The organism is Parabacteroides sp. AF39-10AC, from assembly GCF_003635405.1.
GTDB lineage: Bacteria > Bacteroidota > Bacteroidia > Bacteroidales > Tannerellaceae > Parabacteroides > Parabacteroides distasonis.
In genome coordinates this window covers 547-1,348 of sequence record NZ_QTLP01000013.1, presented here as the reverse complement: position 1 = coordinate 1,348, position 802 = coordinate 547, and the positions used below count along the sequence as shown (strand labels likewise).

The following is an 802-nucleotide window of genomic DNA, read 5'->3' as shown; positions in this document are numbered from 1 at the left end:
TTTGAATCGCCTGATGACTGTCCCGGTAAAAGGAGAGAAGTTGAGGAAGACACAGCTGACGCTTTGCTTGATGTTTCAATATGGGGGGATGTCGTTCGTTGATTTCGCCCATTTGAATAGGGGTAATATCAAGAACGGCATATTGGATTACAATCGCCAGAAGACCGGGACCTCTATGCGGTTGGAGGTCTTGGATACGGCGGAGGCTATGTATAAGGAGCTGGCAGGTGAGAGGGGTGGAGGCTCCGGCTATTTATTTCCCTTTTTAAGTGGGACGAAGAACGGCCATGAGGAATATCTCGAATACAATGCGGCCTTGTCCCGGTTTAACCGGAACTTGAAGACGTTGAAGGAGGTTGCGGGAATAGCCTCGGATGTGACTTCTTACACGATCCGTCATTCCTTCGCCATGGCATTGAAGGAACAAAATGTCCCCATTGAGATGATCAGCGAGTTATTGGGGCATAAGTCCATCAAGACAACCCAGATTTATCTAAGAAGTTTCTCGTTGGAGAAAATGACGGTGGTAAATAAGTCTTGCTTTGAGAATGTATATAATTATATGCCAGAGGTGGGTTGAGGCTACTTGGGGAGTAGCGTTCATTTCACGGTGCAAATGTAGCAAAAAATAGCAAATAACAAGCAATCATTAGTTTTAGTTTGTGCTCCGGCCTTGATTCTCCTTAAATCTTCGTTCTTATTCCTAGTGTATAGACATGGTAATAGAGACGAAATGATCTCGTATTTCCTACATCATCACGTCCCTTCTAAAAATCGAACATACATTCCTGTAGAGACGGGG

1 protein-coding gene is annotated in these 802 nt (G+C 44.6%); it reads left to right on the top strand.

Annotated elements, in window-relative coordinates; translation table 11 throughout:
* Positions 1-580 (top strand): site-specific integrase (locus DW033_RS12895; RefSeq protein WP_147423679.1); only part of this gene is annotated, 580 nt, incomplete at its 5' end.
* Positions 581-802 lie beyond the last annotated feature (222 nt).